Source organism: Rathayibacter sp. AY1C1, from assembly GCF_002932105.1.
Classification (GTDB): Bacteria; Actinomycetota; Actinomycetes; order Actinomycetales; family Microbacteriaceae; genus Rathayibacter.
Genome location: NZ_PSWH01000004.1, coordinates 40,174 through 61,637 on the forward strand (window position 1 = coordinate 40,174; position 21,464 = coordinate 61,637).

The window sequence follows — 21,464 nt, forward strand, 5'->3', positions numbered from 1 at the left end:
GGCCGCTCCGAGGCTCCAGCGCGAGGAGCGACGTGACCGAGCCGACCCCCACCACGACCGCCTGGATCCGCCCGCCCGCGCTCGACCTGGTCGCCGGGATCGGCCGCGGCATGGGCGAGCTCGCCGAGCGGATGGGGATCCTCTGGCACGAGCTCACCCCGCAGCACTCGGTGGCCTCGATGCCCGTCGAGGGCAACCGGCAGCCGGTCGGCATCCTGCACGGCGGCGCGCACGTCGTGCTCGCCGAGTCGATGGGCTCGATCGCGGCGAACGTGCACGCCGGCGCGGGCCGCCTGGCGATGGGCATCGAGCTGAACGCGAGCCACAGCCGGTCGGTCCACTCGGGCTTCGTGATCGCCACCTGCGACGCGATCCACCTGGGCTCCACCCTCACCACCCACGAGATCGTCGTGCGCGACCAGGAGGGGCGCCGCCTCTCCACCGTGCGGATCACCAACATCATCCGAGACGCCCGCTGACGGGGAGCGGACGGGTCCCCCTCGCGGGAGCGGAGGGCGAGGACCGCGATCGCCGTCGGGACCGCCCGCGCCTGCGCGCGACCGGGGATCGACCGGTCGGCCGCGCCGCTCGGAGGCCCGGCACCGCGGCGAGCGGCACTGTCAAGCGACGGCGCGCGACTGTGCCCGGTGGTGCCCGAAGGGCGACACTGAGCGGATGAGCCTTCGCCATCTCCTCAAGAGCCTCCCGTCCATGCCCTCCGACCTGCCCTCGTTCGACGCGGAGGCGGCTCCGGCCGATCCTCTCGAGCTGTTCGCGCAGTGGCTCGAGGAGGCGAAGGACGCGGGCCAGCTCCTCCCCCACGGCGCCACGCTCTCCACCGCCTCCGACGACGGCACCGTCTCGGCGCGCGTGCTCGTGCTGCGCGAGATCGACGAGGCGGGCTGGGCGTTCTCCACCCATGCCACCAGCCCCAAGGGACGCGCCATGGAGGAGAACCCGCACGCCGCGCTGACCTTCTTCTGGCCGGTCCAGGGCCGTCAGGTCCGGGTCGAGGGCCGGGTCGAGCGCGCCTCCGCGCAGGAGTCGGCCGACGACTTCCGCCGCCGCTCCGAGGCCGCTCGCACCGCCCTGCTCGTCGGACGCCAGAGCGAGCCGATGCGCAGCGCGCAGGACTTCGGCCTCGTCACGCTCCAGACCAGCGTCGCCGTGGGCTGCTCGCCCGCGACGCTCGACCGGGAGTGGGCCGTCTACCGCGTCGTGCCCGAGCGCATCGAGTTCTGGCAGGGCTCGACCGCGCCGGAGCAGGATCACACCCGTCTCGAGTACCGCCCGGGAACGACGGAGGCGGGCGGCTCCCCGTGGGAGCGCACCCGCCTCTGGCCCTGAGGCCGTGGGCCCTCGGGCCCGGCCTCGCGCTAGGCCTTCTTCGTGCTCAGCTGCTCGATGATCGCCTGCGCGACGTCGTGCATGGTGAGCCGGCGGTCCATGGAGGCCTTCTGGATCCAGCGGAACGCCTCGGGCTCGGTGAGCCCCATCTTCTCGTTGAGCAGGCCCTTGGCGCGGTCGACGAGCTTGCGGGTCTCGAAGCGCTCGACCATGTCGGCGACCTCGGCCTCGAGGGTGAGGATCTGGGCGTACCGCGAGAGGGCGATCTCGATCGCGGGCAGCAGGTCGTTGGGCGTGAAGGGCTTCACGACGTAGGCGAGCGCTCCGGCCTCGCTGGCGCGCTCGACGAGCTCCTTCTGGCTGAAGGCGGTGAGCAGGACGACGGGCGCGATGTGCGCCTTCGAGAGGCGCTCGGCCGCCGAGATGCCGTCGAGCTGGGGCATCTTGACGTCCATGATGACGAGATCGGGGCGCAGCTCGGTGGCGAGGGCCACAGCGGTCTCGCCGTCGCCGGCCTCGCCGACGACCTCGAAGCCGTTGTCGCGGAGGATCTCCACGATGTCGAGGCGGATGAGGGATTCGTCTTCGGCGACGACGACCCGACGGGGTGCGGTCGACGAGGGTTCCTGGTCAGTCACGCCGATGAGCCTACGGTATTCTCGACGGGCTGGTGATGAGCCGGTGTGGCGGAATGGCAGACGCGGGGCACTCAAAATGCTCTGTCCGAGAGGGCTTGTGGGTTCGAGTCCCACCACCGGTACCCGCCTGGTCGCGCGGTGCGCGCCTCCGCTCGCTAGCGTCGTCGGATGAGCACCGACCCCTGGCCCCTGTTCTCGCTGGAGCTGCGCACGCCGCGGCTCGAGCTGCATCCGGTCCGCGACGCCGACCTCGGCCCTCTCGCCGACGCGGCCCTCGCGGGCGTGCACGAGAGCGGCCGCTCGCCGTTCCCCTCCCCCTGGGCCGAGGCGCCGGCGGAGCGCCTGCCCGGCGAGCTCGCCCGCTTCCACTGGTCGCAGCGCGCGCAGACGACGCGGGAGGCGTGGCGCGTCGCGTTCGCCGTGGTCGAGGACGCCCGGGTCGTCGGCTGTCAGGACGTGGTCGCCGAGTCCTTCGCCACCACCCGCACCCTGACCTCGGGCTCGTGGCTCACCCGCTCGGCGCAGGGCCGCGGCCTCGGGCAGGAGATGCGAGCGGCCGTCCTCCTCCTCGCCTTCGACCACCTCGGAGCCGAGGTCGCCGAGAGCGCCGCCCTCGCCTGGAACACCCGCTCGATCCGGGTCTCGGAGGCCCTCGGCTACCGGCCGAACGGGACGCACCGGATCGTCGGTCCGGACGGTGCGCCGGTCGAGGAGCTGCGGTTCCGCGTCACGCCGGAGACTTTGGTGCGGCCGGAATGGACGCTGGAGGCCTCGGGGATCGACGCCGCACGAGCGGTCCTCGTCCAGGACCCGCTCGGTCCGCCCTCCCCTGTCTGATTCACCAGAACATCGTGCCCGGCGAGCCCTTGAACGGACCGACCACACGCGAGGTGATCCAGCCGCCGTAGAAGTCGCCCGGCTGCGGCTGGACCGTCTCGCCGTCGACCGTGCAGGAGTCCATCCGGCCGGGGTAGAGGGCGACGGTGTCGACGAGGGCCTCGAAGCCGGCCATCGGCTCGGGGTACGTCCAGCCCACCGCCTCCGCGACCGCTCCTCCTCCCCCGCGCACGGTCAGGTAGGAGGCCGCGCCCTTGAACTCGCAGATGCTGCGGCCGGGCGCGGGCTCGAGCGCCCCGGGCGCGAACGAGGACACGGGGAGGTAGTAGACGGGAGGGTGGCTCGTCTCGAGGACGCGGAGAGCGTCGCGGGACTCGGCGACGACGACGCCGCCCAGCCGCACGACCACGTGCTCGGTGGTGGTCTCGACCCTCGGCGGTCGCGGGTAGTCCCAGACGGATTCCTGGCCCTCGGCGGGCGGCACGCGCTTCATCCCGCTCACGCTACGCGGCGGGGAGCGGTGCTCCGGCGCCTCCCAGAGGATGCCCGGGCGGACGCCGCGGCTCCGCAGATCCCCGCCGCCGGGACGCGCGGGGGCCCCGGTCGCGTAACGTCGTCCCTGCGGCGGAACCCCGAGCCCGCGCGCAGAAGGAATCCAGAGTGCCCACCGAATGCATCCACGGCCTCGACATCGCGCTCTGCGACGTCTGCACCCCGAAGAAGCTCCCCGAGCAGGTCGGCCGTGCCACCCGCGCCCCCGCGCGCGTGCCCGGGACCTCCCGTGCGGCCACCGCCCGCGCCGCCGCCCGCGGCACGGCGCGCGAGAAGCCCCTGCCGAAGGTCGACATCGCCGCGCAGCGGATCTACCACGTCACCCACCTCGACAACCTCGAGGCGATCGTCGCCGCCGGCGCGATCCTGGCGGACCAGCAGCTCCAGGAGCGCCCCGCGATCGACGTCAGCGCCGAGACCACCCGCGAGCACCGCCGTGCCGTGCAGGTGAAGGACGGCGTCAGCGTCGCCGGCTTCGTGCCCTTCTTCCTCTCCCCCGACGCCGCCCTCTGGGCCGACCTGCGCGGCGAGCGGGTCGCTCCGCACTGGTCGCCGAGCGCCCACGAGACCACCGCCTCGCAGTACGTCGTCCTGGTGGGCTCGCTCGCCTCCGCCCCGGTGCTGAGCGACGGCGACGCCTCCCACGTCCTCACGCGCTTCACCGAGGGCGACGCGCTCGTGCGCACCTTCGCGCGCCTCCTGGTCGACGAGCCGGCCCTGCGCAGCGCGGAGGCGCTCGTGCCCGAGCGCTTCCCGCTCGAGGGCGTCGCGACGGTCGGCGTGGCGTCGGTCGCCGCCCGCAACCGCGTCAAGGCTCTCTTCGAGGGCATCGACGCCTCTCCCCGCGTCGCCGTCTATCCGCCGTGGTTCCACCCGGTGGCCGAGGAGGAGTGACCCGGCGCTAGTCGGCCTCGAGGAGGTCGAGGCGGTCGGCCAGGTACCGGCGCAGCGGCATCAGTCCCTGCTCGCCCAGACCGGGCGCCCAGCGCACGAGCACCTCGGAGCCGCGCAGGGCCAGCGGCTCCTGGCCCGACTCGAGCGCTGCGGCGTCCAGTGCGAGGCGCCGCCAGCCGTAGTTGACGATCTCGCCCTCCTGGAACGGACCGTCGAAGGCGGCGCGCCGGATCTCGCGGCGCGCCTCCTGCGACTCGGACTGGTTGTTGGCGTGCAGCGGAGCGACGGCACGAGTGACCGATCCCGTCGCGAGGAGCTCGCCCTCGCGTCCGAGGAGCACCACGCCGAGGCGCCACGCGCGGGTCACCGGCGCCATCACCGGCTTGCGGCGGAAGCCGAGGATCGCGCGCGGCGTCCGCAGCTCGGCGACGGCCTGGTCGGCGATGCCGCGGGCGTCGAGCTCTGCGGAGAGCTCGCGCAGGAGCGCGGCCAGATCGGCGGCGGCCTGCTCGGCCCCGGGTGCTGCGGGCATCGCTCCTCCTCGGCTCGTCCCGCCAGCCTACGGGCGCGGTGTGCACCGGCCACCCCGCTCCGCACCGCTAGCATCGCCTGACGACACCGAGGAGGACGAGCGATGCGCGTCATCATGATGGGCCCGCCCGGCGTGGGCAAGGGCACCCAGGCGGCCGTGCTGTCGCGCGAGCTGGGGGTGCCGGCGATCTCCACCGGCGATCTGTTCCGCGCGCACGTCGCCGACGGCACCGACCTCGGACGGCGTCTGCGGGCGCTCGTGGAGGCCGGCGAGTACGTGCCGGACGAGCTGACGAACGCCCTGGTCGCCGAGCGCATCGCCGAGGAGGACGCCCGGGACGGGTTCATCCTCGACGGCTACCCGCGCACGCTCGCCCAGGTGGACGCGCTGGCGGAGCTCCTCGAGGAGCGGGGCACGCCGCTCTCGTGCGTCGTGCTGCTGACGGCCAACGCGGACGTGGTCCTCGAGCGGCTGCACGTGCGGGCGCAGGAGCAGGACCGCGCCGACGACGACCCCGAGGTGGTGCGGAACCGGATCGAGGTCTACGAGCGCGAGACGGCTCCTCTGGCGGAGGTCTACGACGAGCGCGAGCTCCTGGTGCGGATCGACGGCTCCGCCTCGCAGGACGAGGTCGCCGCGAGGATCATCGCGGCGTGCCGGCCCGAGTGAGCCGACCCGCCGCGACGCGGGGTCAGATCGCCGAGGCGAGGACCTCGTCGAGCTTGGCCGAGGCCTCCTCGTCGGTGCCCTTCAGGGCGAGCGAGAGCTCCGACACGAGGATCTGACGCGCCTTGAGGAGCATCCGCTTCTCGCCGGCCGAGACGCCGCCCGCCTGCTCGCGGCGCCACAGGTCGCGGACGACCTCGCTGACGCGGTACACGCTGCCGCTGGCCATCTTCTCCTGGTTGGCCTTGAAGCGGCGGGACCAGTTGCTGGCCTCCTCCGCGACGTCGCTGCGCAGGACGTCGTAGACCGCCTGGACTCCGGCGTCGTCGATGATCTCGCGGACGCCGACGAGCTCGGCGTTCTCGACGGGGAGGGTGATGGTGAGCTCGCTCGTGTGCACGTTCATCGTCATGAACGTCTTCTCGACGCCCTTGACCGAGCGCTTCTCGAGCCCGGTGATCGTCACCGCTCCGTGGTGCGGGTAGACCAGGGTCTCGCCGACCTCGAATGTCATCATGTCGTGCCTTTCGTCGTGGGGCGTGGTGGGAGTGAGGAGTCCAGGGGGCGCAGCGGCGCCGCGGCGAGCCAGGCCGGGAGCAGCGCGACGAGGTGCTCGACCAGCTCCTCGTCGGTGCCGTCGAGGGAGCCGGCGAGCCAGGCGCCGACCACGGAGAGGACGCCGCCGGCCGCGAAGATCGCGGTGAGCTCGGGGTCGACCGCTGCGGGGACGTCGACCCGGGCGAGCACCTCGCGGTGCAGGGCGAGCGCCGTGTCGAGCACGGCGTCGTCGGAGGCGACCCGGGCGGAGGGCCGCGCGCGGAGCCGGGCATGGAAGGCGTGGCGGTCGACCAGCCGCTCGACGAGCCGCGAGTAGCCGCGCTGCAGGGCGTCGGCTCCGGAGCGGTCGGCGGGATCGCCCTCGGCGACGTCGGCGACCACGAGGTCCTGGCGGAGCAGCGCGGAGGCGACTCCCGCCGCGTCGTCGAAGTGGGCGTAGAACGAGCTGCGGCTGATCCCGGCCTCGCGCACGATGTCGCTCACCGCGATGCCCTCGGCCCTCTCGCCGTCGCTCTGCATGACGAGCCGCTCGACCGCGTCGAACACGCGGCGGCGGGTGCGCCGGGCTCGCGGATCGGCGGAGCCGAGCGCCGAGGGGGACTCCGCCGCGGGCACGGAGGCGAGGCGGGCGGGAGTCATCGACGTCAGTCTACCACTTCCCGGACAGGTGTACGGGAAGAGCGTCAGGCGCCCGTGCGAACCTGGTCGAGGCCGGCGATGCGGTCGATCGCGGCCTGCTCGCTCGGCGAGACCCGGCCGAGATACCGGCCCAGGAACACGAACAGCAGGCGGTTCGCCGTGATCGCGGGCCACCACGGGCGCCGGAGGCCCAGGAGCCTCCGCACCTCGGGGCTGAGTGAGGCGACCGCGCCGGCGAACAGCAGCGGGTAGACCACGCCCGCCTCGCCCGGCAGCCGGATGTCGCGGAGGAAGCCGACCGCCTCGTGCACGCGTGCGTCGGGCTTGAGCTCGCCCGCGAATCCGGCGAGCTGCGCGCGGAGCTCCGCGACGCTCTCGGGCGGATCCTGCACTCCGAGCAGCCGGCCGGAGGCGGCCCACTCGCGCACGTAGGCGTCGGGGCCGCCGGGGATCCGTCCGCCCCAGATCTCGTGGGCGCCGAGGAACGCGTCGGTGAAGGCGTCGTGCACCCAGAGCAGCAGGCGGGGGTCCTGCGCCGAGTAGGAGCGCTCGCGCCCGCCGGCGTCCTCGTAGGAGCCGACGATCCGCTCGTGCACGCCGGTCACCCAGCGCGCCGCTCCGCTCGCCGCGGCGGTGTCGCCGAAGCTGGTGGTCAGGACCCAGCGGACCGTGTTGTCGAGCCGGCCCATCGGGTCCTCGCGGTAGCGGGAGTGGTCGTGCACACCGGCCATCGCTCCGGCGTGGAGGGTCTGCATGAGCAGAGCCCGCACTCCGGCGATCATCGTGGGCAGGCCGCCGTTGACCGCCCAGACCGCGCTGCCCGGTCCGAAGAGCCCGGCGTCGTCGCCCTTCTCGAGGGCCACGATCCAGTCGGCGCGGGGGCGGGGGCGGCGGCGTCTCATCCGCTCAGTGTGCGCTCGGATCCTGGGCCGCGGCTGGCCGTTCTGTCACCCTTCGTGGGGCCGTGGTCACTCGGCCAGCAGTTCGCGGACGTCGTCGGCCGACAGCGCCCGGGCGAAGAGCTCGCCCTCGTCGAGCACCGCCGTGCTGAGGCGGCCCTTGCGCTCCTGGAGGCGCACGATCTTCTCCTCGATCGTGTCCGTCGCCACCAGCCGGTACACGTTCACCCGCCGCTCCTGGCCGATGCGGTGCGCGCGGTCGACGGCCTGCGCCTCGGCCGCCGGGTTCCACCACGGGTCGAGGATGAAGACGTGGTCGGCCTCGGTGAGGGTGAGCCCGGTGCCGCCCGCCTTCAGGCTGATCAGGAAGACGGGCGCGGCTCCGGAGCGGAACTCCTCGATCACTCCCGCGCGGTCCCGCGTGGAGCCGTCGAGCTGCACGAACGGGATGCCGCGCCGACGCAGCCGCTCCCCCGCCCGCTCCAGGTACGAGGTGAAGGTGCTGAAGATGAGGGCCCGACGGCCCTCCGCGATCACGTCGTCGAGCTGCTCGACGAGCACGTCGAGCTTCGCGGACGGGACGTGCCGGTAGGCCGGGTCGACCAGGGACGCGTCGAGCGCGAGCAGGCGCAGGAGGGTGAGCGATCGGAACACCGTGAAGCGCTGCCGGTCGAGGTCGTCGACCAGGCCCAGGAGCTTCCGCCGCTCGCGCTGGAGGTAGCCGTCGTAGAGCACCCTGTGGGCGGGCGTCAGCGCGACTTCGATCGTCTGCTCCTGCTTCTCGGGGAGCTCTGGCGCCACCGCCTCTTTGGTGCGGCGGAGCAGGAACGGACGCAGTCGTCGGCGCAGTCTCTCGAGGCGGTGGCGCGCGCCCTCGGTGTGGCTGACGGTCCGTCCCTCGGACAGATCGGGCGAGGCGATGCCGACGGGCGCCTCCGCGTGCAGGATCGGCCGGGTGTACTCCTCGCGGAAGCGGCGCAGCGGCGGCAGGAGCCCGGGCGCCACCAGGGCGAGGACCGCCCAGAGCTCGTCGAGCGAGTTCTCCAGCGGTGTGCCGGTGAGCGCGAGCGTGACGGGCGCGCCGACCCCGCGGGCGGCCCGGTGCGTCTGCGAGGCGGGGTTCTTGACGAACTGGGCCTCGTCGAGGATCAGCGCCGACCACGTCCTCGACGCCCAGCGCTCGCCGCCGAGGCGCAGGACCGCGTAGCTGGTGAGGACCACGTCCGCGTCGGCCGGGATCGCGTCGAGCGCGCCCTCCCGCGAGCTCGCGACGACGTGGACGCGCAGGGCGGGCGCGAAGCGCTCGGCCTCCGAGCGCCAGCCCGGCACGACCGAGGTGGGGGCGACCAGGAGGAACGGCGCGCGGCGGATCCCGGCGCGGCCCGCCTCCTCGACCGCGTCGAGCATCATGGCCAGCGCCTGCAGGGTCTTGCCGAGGCCCATGTCGTCGGCCAGGATCCCGCCGAGCCCGTGACGGAGGCGGTGCACGAGCCAGGCGTAGCCCGCCCGCTGGTACGGACGCAGCCGGGCGGTCAGGCCCTCCGGCGGCTCCACGTCCTCCGGCGACCCGGCGGCCAGCGCGGAGTCGAGCACGGCGCGCCACGCGTCGGAGGGGACGCTCTCGTCGGCGAGCTCCTCCAGCTCGTTCCACAGCCCGGCCTGGTGCCGGCCGAGCCGCGGTCCCGTCTCCCACTCCTCGAGCTCGTCCGCCCGGGTCAGCAGCTCCCGGAGCCGGTCGAGGCCGGGGTGCGCGAGCGAGAGGTAGGAGTGGTCGACCAGGCGGATGCGGTCGCCGCCCGCGGCCAGAGCGCGGAAGAGGGGCAGGAACGGCACGGTCGCGTCGCCGATGCTCACGACGACGCCGAGGTCGAACCAGTCGGCGCTCTCGGTGTCGACCGCGGTGATGGTGAGCGTGAGCGGTCCGGTCAGCAGGCGGTAGTCCGGGGCCGCGCCCTCGCGCTCGATCCGGACCCCGCCGATCCCCTCCAGCTGCGGGAGCTGCTCCACCACGAACACCGCCGCCTCGGCCCCGCGCAGGACCGCGCTCGTCCCCGGCTCCGGCACGAGAGCGGACCCGGCCTCGCCGAGCACCGAGCGCACCCGGCGGAGCACCGCGCGCTCGAGAGCCGCGTCGGCCGTGCCGTCGAGCTCGCCCGCGCGATCGGGCGAGCGGCGCCAGTGCCAGCCCACCCTGACGGCGCGCCGCGGCTCGAACGAGACCGTGCAGACCAGGCGCGGGGGCTCCGGATCGTCCAGGACGAGGTCGACGCCCTCCTCGCGCACCGCGACGCGGCCGCGGAGGGCGGGGAGGTGCTCGCCGACGAACTCGGGCACGTCCTCCGCCGGGACCTCCGTCTCCTCGGGGTGGTCGAGGAGCCGCAGCTCCTCGTCGTCGAAGGGCAGGGACGCGGGCGCGAGCAGGAGCGAGGACGGATCGCCGCCCTCGACCACGTAGACGCCGTGCCGGGCGACCGGACGCGCCGACTCGGGCGCGTGCTCCGCGCCGTCGATCCGCAGGACGGGCCGCAGCCGGAGCGCTCCCTCCTCCGCCGAGACCGTCACCGCCACATGCGCGGGACCGGCGAGACGGACCGCGCCCTTCTCCGGGGCGAGCAGCGGGATCCCGGCGGCCTGCGCCTGCTCGAGCAGCCGCCAGAGCAGTGGGCTCTCGTAGTCGTCGAGGTGGATCCAGTCGGGGTCCTGCCCGAGGTGGACGGTGCGCGTGGCGCGGTGCAGAGCCGCGAACTCGGCGAACCAGCGCTGGTGAGCGGGGTCGAGCGAGAGCCGGTGGGTCTGGAAGTTCAGCGACTTCCAGGTGAGGGTGGTGCGGTTCCAGGCGCCCCCGCGCCCACGGACGGCGGGGCGGGTGGCCAGACGGTGGTCGCGGCGCTCGTCGGGATCGTAGGTCTTCGCCGTGACGCGCTCGCTCGCCGGCGCCCGCCACGGATCGTCGGCCCGGCGCACCAGCCGGCGCAGCTCGAACTGCAGCCCGATCGGAGTGAGGACGGTCGGCGACTCGGCCTCGGGGGGTCCGCTGAGCTCGCCGACGCGGGCGCGCCAGGAGGAGGGGGTCGACTCGGGAGGCACCGCCCCATGCTGCCACGCGCCGCCGACACCCCCGCCCGCACCGCGTGACGGGCAGAATCGGAGGATGACCAGCAGCGACTCCCCCGCGCCCACCGTCCTCACCCTCGGCAGCGAGAGCCTGCGCCTCGCCCTGACGATCGCCGGGGCCGAGATGACGTCCCTCCGCGACGACGAGGGCCGCGAGTACCTGTGGCAGGCCGGCCCGGAGTGGCGCCGGCACGCTCCCGTCCTGTTCCCGATCATCGGGCGCCTCCCCGGCGACACGCTGCACCACGACGGCGCGGACCACCGGATGGGGCAGCACGGCTTCGCGCGGGACCGGGTCTTCGAGCTCGCGGGCGTCTCGGCGGACGAGGCGGTGTTCCGGCTCCGGAGCGACGACGCCACGCGCGCGGTGTTCCCCTTCGACTGGACGCTCCTCATCGCCTACGCCGTGACCGGCGCCTCGCTCCGGATCACCCAGACCGTCGAGAACAGGGGTCCCTCTCCGCTGGGCTTCTCGCTCGGGAACCACCCGGCCTTCGCGCTGCCGCTGCCCGAGGGCCGCGGCGAGCACCGCATCCGCTTCGCGCAGCCCGAGCCGGAAGGGTACCGCCGCGCTCCGGAGAACCTGCTGCTCGATGCGCGCCACCCGGCGCCGCTCGAGGACGGGGTCCTGACAGTGGACGACGCGCACTTCGAGGAGGGCGTGATGATCTTCGACGAGCCGCGCCGGCGGACCCTCCGGCTCGAGGCCGACGGCGCCGCCCGCGCGATCGTCGTCGACACCGGGGACTTCGACGTGGTCGGCGTGTGGAAGCCCGTCGGGGCCCCGTTCGTCTGCCTCGAGCCGTGGCGGAGCGTCCCGACCCCCGAGGGCTGGGACGGCGACATCGTCGACAAGCCGCGCCAGATCGTCCTCGAGCCGGGCGGCCGGCGGTCGCTGTCCTACAGCATCGCGCTGAGCTGAACGTCCTCGCGCTGGATCTGCGCGTCGAGCAGCTCGAAGCGGCGGATGATCAGCCCCTCGCGGGTGGCCCAGGGGCAGATCACCAGGGTCTCGATGCCGAGGGCGTCCATGGCCGCCTCCGCGACGAGAGCGCCCGCGAGCAGCTGCGGAGCCCGCAGAGCGGAGACGCCGGGCAGCGCTGAGCGGTCGGCCGCGCTGATCGCGGCGAGGCGGGCGGACCACAGCCGGAGATCGACCAGGTGCAGCTCGCGGCGCACCAGCGGACCGGCGGCGCTCGGAGCGGCGCCGGTGATCCGCGCCAGCGAGCGGAAGGTCTTCGACGTGCCTGCGACCAGGTCGGGGCGCGCCAGGGCGAGGAAGCCGCGGACGGGCTCCGCGAGCACCTCGCGGGCGTGACGCCGGGCGGCCTTCACGCTCGTGGCCGAGGCGGGATCGCCGACCAGCAGGTCCCGCGTCACCCGCCCCGCTCCGAGCGGGACCGACACGGCGAGCTCGGGCACCTCGTCCACGCCCATCGAGAGCTCGAACGAGCCGCCGCCGATGTCGAGGTCCAGGATCGAGCCCGCGCCCCAGCCGAACCAGCGGCGCACGGCGAGGAAGGTGGCCGACGCCTCCGCCTCGCCGCCGAGCTCCTGGAGGTGCACTCCCGTCTCGGCGCGGACCCGGTCGAGGACCGCCGCGCCGTTGCCGGCCTCGCGGATCGCCGAGGTCGCGAACGCCAGCAGGTCCTCCGCGCGGTGCTCGCGGGCGACCTCGGCGGCCTCGGTCACGAACGCGATCAGCTCGCGCTGGCCCCGCTCGGTGATCTCCCCCGCCTCGTCGAGGTGCGCCACGAGAGCGAGGCTCCGCTTGTGCGAGCGGTAGGGCACCGGGCGGGCGCCGGGGTGCGCGTCGACGAGGAGCAGGTGGACCGTGTTGGAGCCGATGTCGAGCACGCCGAGTCGCATGGGTCCACGGTATCCGCCCGCGGAGGCGCGTCCCGCCACGCGGACCGCCGGGGAACGCCGGAGGGCCCGGCCGCTCTCGCGACCGGGCCCTCCGGGGGTGCTGGACTCAGTGGTCCCAGTTCTCGGCCCTGTCGGCCGAGCTGGACGAGCCGACGATGTGCACCCGCATGTCGTTCGTCGTGCCGGCGCGCCCGGGGGGCGATCCGGAGACGACGACCACGGTCTCGCCCGCCTGGGCGAGGCCCTCGCGGAGCAGCACCGCGTCCACCTGCGCGAACATCGCGTCGGTGTGGTTGACGCGCGGCGTGACGAAGGACTGGACGCCCCAGTTCAGCGCCATGCGGCGGCGGACGGCCGGCTCGGGGGTGAAGCCGATGATTGGGATGCCGTGGCGCAGGCGCGTCATGCGGCGGACCGAGTCGCCCGACTCCGTGAACACGCAGAGGAACTTCGCCTCGACGAACTCCGCGACCTCGGCGGCGGCCAGCGTGACCGATCCGCCCTGGGTGCGGGGCTTGCTGCCCAGCGGGGGGATGCGCTCAAGGCCGTGCTCCTCGGTGGACTCGACGATGCGGGCCATGGTCTGCACGGTGACGACGGGCCAGGCTCCGACGCTGGTCTCGCCCGAGAGCATGACCGCGTCCGCGCCGTCGAGGATGGCGTTCGCGACGTCCGAGGCCTCGGCCCGCGTGGGGCGGGGGCTCTCGATCATCGACTCGAGCATCTGGGTCGCGACGATGACCGGCTTCGCCCAGCGGCGGGCGAGCTCGACGGCGTGCTTCTGCACGATCGGCACCGCCTCGAGGGGCAGCTCGACGCCGAGGTCGCCGCGGGCGACCATGATGCCGTCGAAGACGTCGATGATCTCCTGCAGGTTGTCGACCGCCTGCGGCTTCTCGATCTTGGCGATGACGGGAGCCTTGCGGCCCTCCTCCGCCATGATCTCGTGCACGCGCTCGATGTCGCTGGCGTTGCGCACGAAGGAGAGGGCGATGATGTCGGCGCCGAGGCGGATCGCCCAGCGGAGGTCGTCCTCGTCCTTCTGGGAGAGGGCGGGGACGTTGACCGCGACACCGGGCAGGTTGATGCCCTTGTTGTTCGAGACGTTGCCGGGGACGACGACCTCGGTGACGACCCGGGGGCCCTCGACGGCGGTGACGCGGACAGCGACCTTGCCGTCGTCGATGAGGAGCATGTCGCCCGGGTTCACGTCGTCCGGGAGGCCCTTGAACGTGGTGCCCGAGAGCTCGCGCGTGCCGAGGACGTCCTCGGTGGTGATGGTGAAGACGTCGCCCTCGGCGAGGGCGTACGGGCCGCCCTCGAACTTGCCGAGGCGGATCTTCGGACCCTGCAGGTCGACGAGGATCGCGACCGCGCGCCCGGCGTCGTCCGCGGCCTTCCGCACGATGCGGTAGATGCCTTCGTGGACGTCGTAGCTTCCGTGACTGAGGTTCATGCGGGCCACGTCCACGCCGGCGTCGATGATCGCACGAATGGTCTCGTACGACGACGTTGCCGGGCCGAGGGTGGCGACGATTTTCGCTCGTCTCATTGAGGGGGTGCTCCGTTGTTCTGCGCCCGGAGGCGCGTCGTTAGCGGGGAGGGTGAGCTGATTGCTGGCGGGCCGAGACTATCGCGTCCCGGGGACTAGAGCGTGAAGCCCCGGTCGTTGGGGCCGACCGGCGCCGGCAGCTGGGTCGTGCCCTCGAGGTAGCGGTCGACCTCGGCCGCGACGGAGCGGCCCTCCGCGATCGCCCAGACGATCAGGGACTGGCCGCGCCCGGCGTCGCCGGCCACGAAGACGCCGGGGACGGTGGTCTCGAAGGCGTCGCCGCGCGCGACGTTGCCGCGCTCGGTGAAGGGGACGTCGAGCTGGCGGCCGAGGTGGTCCGCCTCCGGGCCGGTGAAGCCGAGGGCGAGCAGGACCAGGTCGGCCGGGATCTCGCGCTCGGTGCCCGCCTTGGGGACGCGGCGTCCGTCGAGGTACTCGGTCTCGGCCACGCGCACCGCGCGGACCTCGCCGCCCTCGTTCGCGAGGAACTCCACGGTCGACGCGAGGAACATCCGCTCCCCGCCCTCCTCGTGGGCGCTCGAGACCTCGAACACGGTCGGGTCCATCGGCCAGGGCTGGCTGTCCGGGCGCTGAGACGGCGGCTGCTGCCCGATCGCCAGGTTCGTGACCGACGCGGCCTTCTGGCGGTGGGCGGTGCCGATGCAGTCCGCTCCGGTGTCGCCTCCGCCCAGGACGACGACGTGCTTGCCCTCGGCCGAGATCTGCTCGAAGACGCGGTCGCCCGCGATCGCGCGGTTCGACTGCACGAGGTACTCCATGGCGAAGTGCACGCCGTCGAGGTCGCGCCCCGGGATCGGCAGGTCGCGCGGCACGAGAGCGCCGGTGGCGACCACGACCGCGTCGTAGCGCGCCCGCAGGTCGTCCCAGGTGATGTCGGAGCCGATGTCGACGCCCGCGCGGAACCGGGTGCCCTCGGCCTTCATCTGGTTCAGGCGGAGCTCGAGGTGCTTCTTCTCCATCTTGAAGTCCGGGATCCCGTAGCGCAGGAGGCCGCCGATGCGGTCGTCGCGCTCGTAGACCGCGACGGTGTGCCCGGCGCGGGTGAGCTGCTGAGCTGCGGCGAGCCCCGCCGGGCCGGAGCCGACGACCGCGACGGTCTTGCCGGTCAGGCGCTCCGGCGGGTGCGGCTGCACCCAGTCGTTGCCGAAGGCCTGATCGATGATCGAGACCTCGATCTGCTTGATCGTGACGGCGGGCTGATTGATGCCGAGCACGCAGGACGACTCGCACGGCGCCGGGCAGAGCCGGCCCGTGAACTCCGGGAAGTTGTTCGTCGCGTGCAGGCGCTCGATCGCCTGGCGGCCCTCGCCGCGCCACATCAGGTCGTTCCACTCGGGGATCAGGTTCCCCAGCGGGCAGCCCTTGTGGCAGAACGGGATGCCGCAGTCCATGCAGCGGCCCGCCTGCCGGCGCAGCACGGCGGAGTCGCCCTGCTCGTAGACCTCTTTCCAGTCCATCAGGCGGACGGACACGGGACGCCGCTTGGGCAGCTCCCGGTCCTGCACCTTCAGGAACCCCTTGGGATCAGCCACCGGTCACCTCCAGAATCCGTCCCCAGACGACGTCGCCGTCGGGGTCGAGCCCCTCCTCCACAGCGGATGCGCGCGTCGCGAGCACCGCGGCGAAGTCGCGGGGCAGTACCTTGACGAAACGCGAGACCGTTCCGTCGAAATCGTCGAGCATCCCCTGGGCCAGGGTCGACTCGGTCTCCGCGACGTGCCGCTCGAGCAGGTCGCGAAGGATCTCCACGTCGGCGCTGCCGAGCTCGGAGAGGGTCAGCTCGCCGGAGGCGATCGCGTCGCGGTTCACGAGCTCGCGGCGCAGGCCGTGGATGTAGGCCGTGCCGCCCGACATGCCGGCGCCGAGGTTCCGCCCGGTCTCGCCGAGGATCACCGCCAGGCCGCCGGTCATGTACTCGAGCGCGTGGTCGCCCACTCCCTCGACCACCGCGGTGGCGCCGGAGTTGCGGACCAGGAAGCGCTCGCCGACCATCCCGCGGATGAACATCGTGCCCTGGGTCGCCCCGTAGCCGATCACATTGCCCGCGATCACGTTCGTCGAGGCGTCGAAGGTGCTGCGGCGGTCCGGCCGCACCACGATCTGGCCGCCCGAGAGGCCCTTGCCGACGTAGTCGTTGGAGTCGCCCTCGAGCCGCAGCGTGATGCCGGCGGGGAGGAACGCTCCGAGCGACTGCCCGGCCGAGCCGCGGAGCGACACGACGATGGAGTCGGCCGGCAGGCCGTTCTCGCCGAATCGGACGGTGACCTCGTGGCCCAGCATGGTGCCGACGGCGCGCTCGGTGTTCTTGATCTCGCGCTCGATCCGCACGGTGCCGCGGTGGTCGAGCACGTTCGCCGCGAGGCGGATCAGCTCGTTGTCGAAGTGGTGCTCGAGCTCGTGCTCCTGCGCGCGGCCGTGGCGGCGCGGCTCCTCCGCCGTGAAGACCGGTCCGACGAGGATCGGCGTCAGGTCGAGCCCGCTCGCCTTCCAGTGCTCGATCGCCTGGTCGACGTCGAGCAGCTCGCGGTGTCCGACGATCTCGTCGACGCTCCGGAAGCCGAGCTGCGCGAGGTACTCGCGCACCTCCTGGGCGATGAACTCGAAGAAGTTGACGACGAACTCCGGCTTTCCGGAGAACCGCTGGCGCAGCTCCGGGTTCTGCGTCGCGACGCCCACCGGGCAGGTGTCGAGGTGGCAGACGCGCATCATGATGCAGCCCTCGACGATCAGCGGGGCCGTCGCGAAGCCGAACTCCTCGGCCCCGAGCAGCGCGCCGATGACGACGTCGCGACCGGTCTTCATCTGGCCGTCGACCTGCACGACCACGCGATCGCGCATGCCGTTGAGCATCAGCGTCTGCTGGGTCTCGGCCAGGCCGAGCTCCCAGGGCGTGCCCGCGTGCTTGAGCGAGTTCACCGGGCTCGCGCCGGTGCCGCCGTCGTGACCCGAGACGAGGATCACGTCGGCGAGGGCCTTCGCGGTGCCGGCGGCGACCGCTCCGATGCCCGACTGGCTGACCAGCTTCGCGTGGATGCGCGCCGACGGGTTCGCCCGCTTGAGGTCGAAGATCAGCTGCTTGAGGTCCTCGATCGAGTAGATGTCGTGGTGCGGCGGCGGCGAGATCAGGCCGACGCCGGCGGTCGCGTGCCGGGTGCGCGCGATCCACGGGTACACCTTCGTCGGCGGCAGCTGACCGCCCTCGCCGGGCTTGGCGCCCTGGGCGAGCTTGATCTGGATGTCGTCGGCGTGGGTGAGGTACATGCTCGTGACGCCGAAGCGGCCCGAGGCGACCTGCTTGATCGCGGAGCGGCGCTCCGGGTCGAGCAGCCGCTCGGTGTCCTCGCCGCCCTCGCCCGTGTTCGACTTGGCGCCGAGGCGGTTCATCGCGATGGCGAGCGTCTCGTGCGCCTCCGGCGAGATGGAGCCGTAGCTCATCGCGCCCGTCGAGAAGCGCTTGACGATCGCCTCGACCGGCTCGACCTCGTCGATCGGGATCGGCGTGCGCCCCGCGGTGTCGAGCTTGAACATGCCGCGGAGGGTCATCAGCGAGCTCGCCTGGTCGTCGACCATCTTCGTGTACTCGCGGAAGACGTCGTAGCGGCGGTTGCGCGTCGAGTGCTGCAGGCGGAACACCGTGTCCGGGTTGAACAGGTGCGGGGCGCCGTCGCGGCGCCACTGGTACTCGCCGCCGACCGCCAGGCGCTCGTGCGCGACGATCGCGCCGTCCTCGGGGTACGCGGCGCGGTGACGCGCGGCGTTCTCCTCGGCGACGACGTCGATGCCGATGCCGCCGAGCTTCGAGACGGTGCCGGTGAAGTACTGGTCGACGAACGCCTGGCTGAGGCCGACGGCCTCGAAGGTCTGCGCCCCTGCGTAGCTCGACACGGTGGAGATGCCCATCTTGGACATGATCTTCAGCACGCCCTTGCCGAGCGCCTTGATCACGTTCTTCACGGCCTTCTCCGGCGAGACGTCCGACAGCATGCCGCTGCGGACGAGGTCCTCGCAGGTCTCCATCGCCAGGTACGGGTTGACCGCGGAGGCGCCGTAGCCGATGAGCGTCGCCACATGGTGCACCTCGCGGACGTCGCCCGCCTCGACCACGAGCCCCACTCGCATCCGGTTCTCGGTGCGGATGAGGTGGTGGTGCACGGCGGCGAGCATCAGCAGCGAGGGGATCGGCGCGAGGTCCTTGGTGGAGTCGCGGTCCGAGAGCACCAGGAACTGCGCTCCCGCGGCGATGGCCTCGTCGGCCTCATCGCACATCTCGTCGATGCGGTCCTGCATCGCGCGGGGTCCCGCGTCGACGCGGTAGAGGCCGCGGATCGTCGTGGTGATGTGGCTCAGCGGGCGCGGCGCGATGTGCTGGATCTTCGCGAGCTCGTCGTTGTCGATGACCGGGAAGTCGAGGACGACCTGGCGCGCGTGCTCGGCACCGGCGGTCAGCAGGTTGCGCTCGGGGCCGAGGCCCAGACGGAGCGAGGTCACGACCTCCTCGCGGATCGAGTCCAGCGGCGGGTTCGTCACCTGCGCGAAGGCCTGCGTGAAGTAGTCGAAGAGCAGGCGGGGGCGCTTGGACAGGACGGCCACGGGGGTGTCCGAGCCCATCGCTCCGAGCGGCTCCGCACCGGCGCGCGCCATCGGCAGCAGGAGGAGGCGGACCTCCTCCTCGGTGTAGCCGAAGGTGCGCTGGCGGCGGTTGACCGAGGCGGGCGTGTGCACGATGTGCTCGCGCTCGGGGAGGTCCTTGAGGTTGATGCGGCCCTTCTCGAGCCACTCCTCGAACGGACCGGAGGCGGCGAGCTGCCCCTTGATCTCCTCGTCCTCGACGATGCGGCCCTGCTCGGTGTCGACCAGGAACATGCGGCCGGGCTGCAGGCGTCCCTTGCGGACCACCTTCGCGGGGTCGATGTCGAGCACGCCGATCTCGCTGGCGAGCACCACGAGCCCGTCGTCGGTGACGACGTAGCGGCCGGGTCGGAGCCCGTTGCGGTCGAGGGTGGCGCCGACGAGCTCGCCGTCGGTGAAGACGATCGCGGCCGGGCCGTCCCACGGCTCCATGAGCATCGAGTGGTACTCGTAGAACGCGCGGCGCTTCGGGTCGAGCGCGCCGTCCTGGTTCTCCCAGGCCTCCGGCACCATCATCATGATCGCGTGCGGGAGCGACCGGCCGGCCAGATTGAGCAGCTCGACGGTCTCGTCGAACGAGGCGGAGTCGCTGCGGCCGGGCGAGACGATCGGGAACAGCGGGGCCAGGTCGCCCAGCTCGCGGCTCTTCAGCTGCGACTGGCGCGCGCGCATCCAGTTGCGGTTGCCCTGCACCGTGTTGATCTCGCCGTTGTGCGCGATCATCCGGAACGGCTGAGCGAGCGGCCACGAGGGGAAGGTGTTGGTGGAGTACCGGGAGTGCACCAGCGCGAGCTTCGACGCGAAGCGCTCGTCGGACAGGTCCGGGTAGAACGGCTCCAGCTGGAGCGTCGTCACCATCCCCTTGTAGACGAGCGTGCGGCTCGAGAGCGACATGAAGTAGACCTCGAGCTCGCGCTCGACGCGCTTGCGCAGGCGGAAGGTCAGGCGGTCGAGGCGCACGGAGGAGAGGGGCGTGCCGCTCTCGTCGGTCAGCTCGCTCCGGATGAACAGCTGCTCGATCGCCGGCATGGCGGCCCGGGCGAGCGTGCCGATCTCGTCGGGCTGCACGGGCACGGAGCGCCAGCCGACCACGGCGAGGTTCTCCTCGCGGGCGATGTCGGCGATCGTCGACTTGACCCGCTCGCGCTCGAACACGTCCACCGGGAGGAAGGCGTTGCCCACCGCGTACTGGCCCAGCGGCGGGAGCTCGAAGGGAGCGACCGCGCGGAGGAACTCGTCCGGGATCTGCGTGATGATCCCCGCGCCGTCGCCCGTTCCCGCGTCGGAGCCGACGGCGCCGCGGTGCTCGAGGTTGCGCAGCGCGTTCAGCGCGGCGTCGATGATGTCGTGGCCGGCGGTGCCGCGCATGGTGGCGACCATCGCGAGACCGCACGCGTCCTTCTCGGCGGCCGGGTCGTACATCCCCTGCGCCGGCGGCATGCCCAGGAAGGGCACGGCGCGGGCCGGGGTCGAGGGCTGGGCGGAGGCCATGGGAACCGTCCTCACGGGGGTGATGGCTGATCGGGACGTCGCTGGCCCGCGGTGGTGGAGGAGGAGCGGCTCCCCGATCGGGAGGGCCGCAGGGTTCTGCCGTGGCGCGAGCGTCGCGCGCCGCCGGCGGTGCCTGCACGACGACCCGCCCGCGGCAGCGCTCGTGGCTGCGCCGCGATGGGGCGGTCGTGGAGGTGTCGGGCACCCGGGAGGCGGTCGCGGAGGCTCCGCGACCTCCGTCAGGTGCGGGAGACCGTCGGCTTCTCGGCGTCGGTGCCGGAAGCAGGGGTGGTGGTGTCGTCGGAGTCGGACTCGACGTCCTCGAATTCTACCGCAGCCGGGGCGGGCGTCCACTCGCGACCCGGCCGGTAGGCCGAGGGCTCGGCGCCCGGGTGCTCGCGCTTCTGGATCACCACGAGGACCAGGCCGATGACCACGGCGATGAGCGCGGCCCAGACGTTGGTGCGGATGCCCCAGAAGAACTCGCTCGGGTCGATCCGGATGGACTCGAACCAGACGCGGCCGATCCCGTACCAGATCAGGTAGGCGGCGAAGACGGTGCCCCACTGCAGCTTGAGACGGCGCTCGAGCAGGAGGATGACCGCGATGCCGACGACGTTCCAGAGGATCTCGTAGAGGAAGGTCGGGTGGAAGAGCGTGCCCGCCGGGAGGCCGACGGGGAAGGCCGGGTTGGTGGTCTCGATCTCGAGGCCCCAGGGCAGGGTCGTGGGCAGGCCGAAGAGCTCGTGGTTGAACCAGTTGCCCAGACGCCCGAGCGCCTGCGCGGCGAGCATGCCGGGGGCGAGGGCGTCGGCGAAGGTCCAGAACCGCACTCCTGTCCAGCGGCAGCCGATGAACGCGCCGACCGCGCCTCCGATCAGCCCGCCGAAGATGGCGTTGCCGCCGTTCCAGATGCGGACGACCTCCCACGGGTCGGCGCCGTCGTAGAAGTAGTCGCCGGGGTGGGTGAGCACGTGGTAGGCGCGGGCGCCGACGATGCCGAGCGGCACAGCCCAGATGATGATGTCGAGCACGACCCACGGCTCCGCGCCGCGGCGCTTGAGCCGCTGGTTCGTCATGATCGTCGCCACGATGATCCCCGCGAGGATGCAGAGCGCGTAGGTGTGGATCGCGAGCGTGAAGGTGCCGATCGTGAGGTCGTACTGACTCCACGCGTCGGGGGGGCTCGGAATGCTCAGCGGTACGGACACCGGTACTCGACCTTT

Annotated in this window: 18 protein-coding genes and 1 tRNA gene; 7 read left to right on the forward strand and 12 right to left on the reverse strand. The window is 72.7% G+C overall.

The genetic code is table 11. The features are described from left to right. Positions 1 to 32 precede the first annotated feature (32 nt). Both C5C71_RS03075 and C5C71_RS03080 read left to right on the forward strand, forming a co-directional pair. A complete protein-coding gene (locus C5C71_RS03075; RefSeq protein ID WP_374953047.1) occupies positions 33 to 479 on the forward strand; it encodes a PaaI family thioesterase in 447 nt (148 codons plus the stop codon). A 196-nt stretch (positions 480 to 675) separates the two neighbouring features. Continuing rightward, positions 676 to 1,347: a pyridoxal 5'-phosphate synthase gene (locus tag C5C71_RS03080; RefSeq protein WP_104221891.1), complete on the forward strand. Its 672-nt coding sequence runs from the start codon at positions 676 to 678 to the stop codon at positions 1,345 to 1,347. A 29-nt stretch (positions 1,348 to 1,376) separates the two neighbouring features. Here the strand turns inward: C5C71_RS03080 and C5C71_RS03085 are convergent, their stop codons facing one another. Then, entirely contained in the window at positions 1,377 to 1,985 is a 609-nt protein-coding gene (locus C5C71_RS03085; protein ID WP_104221889.1) for an ANTAR domain-containing response regulator, read from the reverse strand. A gap of 39 nt (positions 1,986 to 2,024) precedes the next feature. Between C5C71_RS03085 and C5C71_RS03090 the strand changes: the two genes are divergently transcribed. Further along, positions 2,025 to 2,107: transfer RNA gene (locus tag C5C71_RS03090), tRNA-Leu, on the forward strand. 46 nt (positions 2,108 to 2,153) lie between these two features. Beyond that, entirely contained in the window at positions 2,154 to 2,822 is a 669-nt protein-coding gene (locus tag C5C71_RS03095; RefSeq protein WP_104337132.1) for a GNAT family N-acetyltransferase, read from the forward strand. A gap of 1 nt (position 2,823) precedes the next feature. On the opposite strand, the gene C5C71_RS03100 is transcribed toward C5C71_RS03095, so the two are convergent. After that, entirely contained in the window at positions 2,824 to 3,315 is a 492-nt protein-coding gene (locus tag C5C71_RS03100; RefSeq protein ID WP_104337133.1) for a DUF427 domain-containing protein, read from the reverse strand. Between the two features lie 167 nt (positions 3,316 to 3,482). On the opposite strand from C5C71_RS03100, the gene C5C71_RS03105 reads away from it, so the two are divergent. Next, complete coding sequence (locus C5C71_RS03105; protein ID WP_104221883.1) at positions 3,483 to 4,268, forward strand: DarT ssDNA thymidine ADP-ribosyltransferase family protein; 786 nt, start codon at positions 3,483 to 3,485, stop codon at positions 4,266 to 4,268. Positions 4,269 to 4,275: 7 nt separating this feature from the next. Here C5C71_RS03105 and C5C71_RS03110 read toward each other — a convergent pair whose 3' ends face one another. Continuing rightward, positions 4,276 to 4,800 carry a hypothetical protein gene (locus tag C5C71_RS03110; protein WP_104225304.1) on the reverse strand — a complete coding sequence of 175 codons (525 nt, stop codon included), beginning with the start codon at positions 4,798 to 4,800 and terminating at the stop codon, positions 4,276 to 4,278. Between the two features lie 102 nt (positions 4,801 to 4,902). Between C5C71_RS03110 and C5C71_RS03115 the strand changes: the two genes are divergently transcribed. Further along, complete coding sequence (locus tag C5C71_RS03115; RefSeq protein WP_104337134.1) at positions 4,903 to 5,469, forward strand: adenylate kinase; 567 nt, start codon at positions 4,903 to 4,905, stop codon at positions 5,467 to 5,469. A gap of 22 nt (positions 5,470 to 5,491) precedes the next feature. Here C5C71_RS03115 and C5C71_RS03120 read toward each other — a convergent pair whose 3' ends face one another. The 4 genes from C5C71_RS03120 to C5C71_RS03135 form a co-directional block, all read right to left on the reverse strand. Continuing rightward, a complete protein-coding gene (locus C5C71_RS03120) occupies positions 5,492 to 5,980 on the reverse strand; it encodes a CarD family transcriptional regulator (protein WP_068257183.1) in 489 nt (162 codons plus the stop codon). Beyond that, the gene (locus C5C71_RS03125; protein WP_104225305.1) at positions 5,980 to 6,663 is read right to left on the reverse strand and encodes a TetR/AcrR family transcriptional regulator; all 684 of its coding nucleotides are present in this window, start codon (positions 6,661 to 6,663) and stop codon (positions 5,980 to 5,982) included. The genes C5C71_RS03120 and C5C71_RS03125 overlap by 1 nt, the downstream gene beginning before the upstream one ends. A gap of 44 nt (positions 6,664 to 6,707) precedes the next feature. Next, the gene (locus C5C71_RS03130; RefSeq protein ID WP_104221875.1) at positions 6,708 to 7,565 is read right to left on the reverse strand and encodes an oxygenase MpaB family protein; all 858 of its coding nucleotides are present in this window, start codon (positions 7,563 to 7,565) and stop codon (positions 6,708 to 6,710) included. Between the two features lie 66 nt (positions 7,566 to 7,631). Then, positions 7,632 to 10,649 (reverse strand): DEAD/DEAH box helicase, encoded by a 3,018-nt coding sequence (locus C5C71_RS03135; RefSeq protein ID WP_104337156.1) that lies wholly within the window; start codon positions 10,647 to 10,649, stop codon positions 7,632 to 7,634. 64 nt (positions 10,650 to 10,713) lie between these two features. Here C5C71_RS03135 and C5C71_RS03140 point away from each other — a divergent pair, with 64 nt between their 5' ends. Further along, positions 10,714 to 11,598, forward strand: coding sequence for an aldose 1-epimerase family protein (locus C5C71_RS03140; protein WP_104337135.1), 885 nt, complete (start codon positions 10,714 to 10,716; stop codon positions 11,596 to 11,598). Here the strand turns inward: C5C71_RS03140 and C5C71_RS03145 are convergent. The 5 genes from C5C71_RS03145 to lgt form a co-directional block, all read right to left on the reverse strand. Next, a complete protein-coding gene (locus tag C5C71_RS03145; RefSeq protein WP_104221871.1) occupies positions 11,577 to 12,545 on the reverse strand; it encodes an exopolyphosphatase in 969 nt (322 codons plus the stop codon). The two genes, C5C71_RS03140 and C5C71_RS03145, sit on opposite strands and share 22 nt — an antisense overlap. 106 nt (positions 12,546 to 12,651) lie before the next feature. Next, on the reverse strand, positions 12,652 to 14,097 hold the full coding sequence (gene pyk, locus C5C71_RS03150; protein WP_104221869.1) for a pyruvate kinase: 1,446 nt from the start codon (positions 14,095 to 14,097) through the stop codon (positions 12,652 to 12,654). Between the two features lie 95 nt (positions 14,098 to 14,192). Beyond that, positions 14,193 to 15,650 (reverse strand): glutamate synthase subunit beta, encoded by a 1,458-nt coding sequence (locus tag C5C71_RS03155; protein WP_104246790.1) that lies wholly within the window; start codon positions 15,648 to 15,650, stop codon positions 14,193 to 14,195. Further along, positions 15,643 to 20,238 (reverse strand): glutamate synthase large subunit, encoded by a 4,596-nt coding sequence (gltB, locus tag C5C71_RS03160; protein ID WP_104221865.1) that lies wholly within the window; start codon positions 20,236 to 20,238, stop codon positions 15,643 to 15,645. Before gltB ends, C5C71_RS03155 begins: the two co-directional genes overlap by 8 nt. Before the next feature lie 239 nt (positions 20,239 to 20,477). Beyond that, entirely contained in the window at positions 20,478 to 21,449 is a 972-nt protein-coding gene (gene lgt, locus C5C71_RS03165; protein WP_258059820.1) for a prolipoprotein diacylglyceryl transferase, read from the reverse strand. Positions 21,450 to 21,464 lie beyond the last annotated feature (15 nt).